At 56.1% G+C, this 3122-nt stretch carries 3 protein-coding genes and 1 pseudogene; all 4 read left to right on the forward strand.

Features of this window, described 5'->3' with window-relative positions; translation table 11 throughout:
- Positions 1-155: pseudogene (locus ACIOMR_RS27060) on the forward strand (ketol-acid reductoisomerase); the annotation flags it as partial.
- A gap of 144 nt (positions 156-299) precedes the next feature.
- The gene (gene pssA, locus ACIOMR_RS27065; protein WP_003212123.1) at positions 300-1157 is read left to right on the forward strand and encodes a CDP-diacylglycerol--serine O-phosphatidyltransferase; all 858 of its coding nucleotides are present in this window, start codon (positions 300-302) and stop codon (positions 1155-1157) included.
- 63 nt (positions 1158-1220) lie between these two features.
- The gene (gene msrP, locus ACIOMR_RS27070) at positions 1221-2234 is read left to right on the forward strand and encodes a protein-methionine-sulfoxide reductase catalytic subunit MsrP (protein ID WP_003212121.1); all 1014 of its coding nucleotides are present in this window, start codon (positions 1221-1223) and stop codon (positions 2232-2234) included.
- A complete protein-coding gene (msrQ, locus tag ACIOMR_RS27075) occupies positions 2234-2854 on the forward strand; it encodes a protein-methionine-sulfoxide reductase heme-binding subunit MsrQ (protein ID WP_087693389.1) in 621 nt (206 codons plus the stop codon). Before msrP ends, msrQ begins: the two co-directional genes overlap by 1 nt.
- Positions 2855-3122: the final 268 nt, after the last annotated feature.

Consider the following 3122-nt stretch of genomic DNA (forward strand, 5'->3'; position numbering starts at 1 on the left):
AAAAGTTCATCAGCGAAGGTGCAACCGGCTACCCTTCGATGACCGCCAAGCGTCGTAACAACGCCGCTCACGGTATCGAGATCATCGGCGAGCAACTGCGCTCCATGATGCCGTGGATCGGTGCCAACAAGATCGTCGACAAAGCCAAAAACTAAGTCGTACGGATCAAGGGAAAACGCGGCTTAGGCCGCGTTTTTTCGTTTGCGGGGCAGGTTCTGGTATAAAGCTGCATCGTTTGCGGGCGAACACTCGCCGCAAGTTTCTGTCGAAATTTTTCACACCGTTGCAAGGTAAAGTCCATGAGCGAACGTCCCGAAGAGCCAAACCAGGCCTCTGACGCCGAAAGCCTGCTACCGATCGATGAACATGTCGAAGAAGGGCACGATGCTGAAGGCCGTAAAGTCCGGCATCGTGGCATCTATCTTCTGCCCAATCTGTTCACCACTGCGAACCTGTTCGCGGGGTTCTACTCCATCATCAATTCCATGAGTGCCCAGAGTGCGTTGGCGGCCGGCGATGCGGCCGGGGCCAGCAAGTACTTTGGTTTTGCCGCGATAGCGATCTTCGTCGCCATGGTCCTTGATGGCCTGGATGGCCGGGTTGCGCGGATGACCAACACCCAGAGTGCCTTTGGCGCCGAGTATGACTCGCTGTCGGACATGGTTGCCTTCGGTGTGGCGCCGGCGTTGCTCGCATTTGCCTGGGCGCTGGGTGATATGGGCAAGGTTGGCTGGATGGTTGCCTTCATCTATGTGGCGGGCGCGGCATTGCGTCTGGCGCGCTTTAATACCCAGGTGGGGACTGCCGACAAGCGCTACTTCATTGGCTTGGCCAGTCCGGCTGCGGCGGGTGTGGTAGCCGGTATTGTCTGGGCATTCAGCGACTACGGTATCCAGGGTTCCAAGATGTCGTTCCTGGTGGCCTTGATGGTTGCGGCGGCCGGCATGCTGATGGTCAGCAATATCAAGTACAACAGCTTCAAGGAGCTGGATCTCAAAGGGCGTGTGCCGTTTGTGGCTATCCTGGCAGTGGTGCTGGTGTTTGCCGTGGTCTTCAGTGATCCGCCGCGAATCCTGCTGCTGGCTTTCCTTGTGTATGCCGCGTCCGGCCCGGTGCAGTACCTTCTGCATCTTCGTCAGCGCAAAACGTTGCCTTAATGTAATTTCCCCCATACTCCGCAGTCTATTGGTGCATCTGTCCTCCAAAGCTGCGGAGTTGCCATGTTAATCAAGTTTCCCAAAGCGTCTGATTGCCAAGAATCGGATGTCACGCCTGAATCCCTCTATTTCTCTCGCCGCAGCTTGCTCGGTGGTGCGCTTGCCGGCCTGGCTGCCAGCAGCCTGCCGCGTTGGGCCAGTGCGGATGATGCGGCACGTTATGCCGATGTCGAGCCGGGCAATGCACCTGGCTGGTTTGCCGAAAAGCTGCCGGGTACCAAATGGCAGGCGATTACCGTCAAGGACGAGGCCATCACCCCTTTCAAGGACGCAACCCACTACAACAACTTCTATGAGTTCGGTACGGACAAGGGCGACCCTGCAGCCAATGCCGGGTCTCTGAAGACTGAGCCGTGGAGTGTGGTGATAGATGGTGAGGTCGCCAAACCTGGGCGCTATGCGCTTGAAGACTTCATGAAGCCCTATCAGTTGGAAGAGCGAATCTATCGACTGCGCTGTGTAGAGGCCTGGTCGATGGTCATTCCGTGGATAGGGTTCCCTATATCGGAACTGCTCAAGCACGTCGAGCCGACCTCGAACGCCAAGTACATCCGTTTTGAAACCCTGCAGGATCCCAAGAGCATGCCGGGGCAGCGGTCCAACTTCGCTTTGATCGACTGGCCTTATGTAGAAGGGCTGCGATTGGATGAGGCGATGAATCCCCTGGCGATCCTTGCGGTGGGCATGTATGGGCGGGAGCTGCCGAACCAGAACGGCGCGCCGTTGCGGTTGGTGGTGCCGTGGAAGTACGGATTCAAGAGCGTCAAGTCGATCGTGCGCATCAGCCTGGTCAGCGAGCAGCCGAAAACCACCTGGCAAAGTATTGCCGCGAGTGAGTATGGGTTTTACGCAAATGTGAATCCTACCGTCGACCATCCGCGTTGGACCCAGGCGCGGGAGCGGCGGTTGCCCAGCGGGCTGTTCAGTCCCAATGTGCGTGAGACACAAATGTTCAACGGCTACGCCGATGAAGTCGCTTCTCTTTATACGGGCCTCGATCTGCGGAAGAACTATTGATGCGCTATCCGATCTGGCGCATCGGCGTCTTTATAGCAGCGGCGGTGTGGCCGCTGTTCTGGCTGTACGAGGCTTGGAGCTTTGCGCTGGGACCTGACCCGGGCAAGGTGCTGATGGATCGGCTCGGGCTTGGCACCTTGATTCTGTTGTTAATAACCCTGGGTATGACACCGTTGCAGAAGCTCAGTGGTTGGGCGGGGTGGATCGCGGTGCGACGGCAACTGGGATTGTGGTGCTTTGCCTATGTGGTTTTGCATCTCGCTGCTTACTGCGTGTTTATCCTTGGGTTGGATTGGTCGCAGTTGGGGGTTGAGCTACGGAAGCGGCCTTATATTATTGTGGGTGCCTTGGGATTCCTTTCTCTATTGGTGCTGGCAGTCACCTCCAACCGATACAGCCAGCGTCGCCTTGGTGTGCGCTGGAAGAAACTGCATCGTTTGGTTTACGTGATTCTCGGGCTTGGTTTGCTGCATATGTTGTGGATCGTGCGGGCAGATCTCAAGGAGTGGGCTATCTATGCATCTATAGGGGGGGTGCTTCTGGTCCTGCGTATACCGCCGGTGATGCGCCGAATTCCCCGTCTTATTGCTAAAAAACCATCTTCTGCAACAAAAGCGTAATTAACCCTTGACGGCAGATTCTGGAAGTCTATAATTCGCCCCACTTCCGGCGCAGTCGAAACGGAAAACTCCTTGGTAAACAAAGAGTTATGTAGGTTTCGGCAGCGAGTTGCTTCAGGTCATCGAAGCCCAGAAGGAGTTAGTAAGGCAGTGTTGTTTGGCCCTATTAACGTTTCGATCTTCTCGGTCGAAAGCGGAGAAAAAGAGGTGTTGACAGCAGCGTGTAACGCTGTAGAATTCGCCTCCCGCTAACGAGAGATCGGAAGCG

The organism is Pseudomonas sp. NPDC087814 (assembly GCF_044742865.1).
Classification (GTDB): Bacteria; Pseudomonadota; Gammaproteobacteria; order Pseudomonadales; family Pseudomonadaceae; genus Aquipseudomonas.

Coding starts and splice junctions, on each gene's coding strand:
- pssA (WP_003212123.1), top strand. CDS start 300: ATGAGCGAACGTCCCGAAGAGCCAAACCAGGCCTCTGACGCCGAAAGC.
- msrP (WP_003212121.1), top strand. CDS start 1,221: ATGTTAATCAAGTTTCCCAAAGCGTCTGATTGCCAAGAATCGGATGTC.
- msrQ (WP_087693389.1), top strand. CDS start 2,234: ATGCGCTATCCGATCTGGCGCATCGGCGTCTTTATAGCAGCGGCGGTG.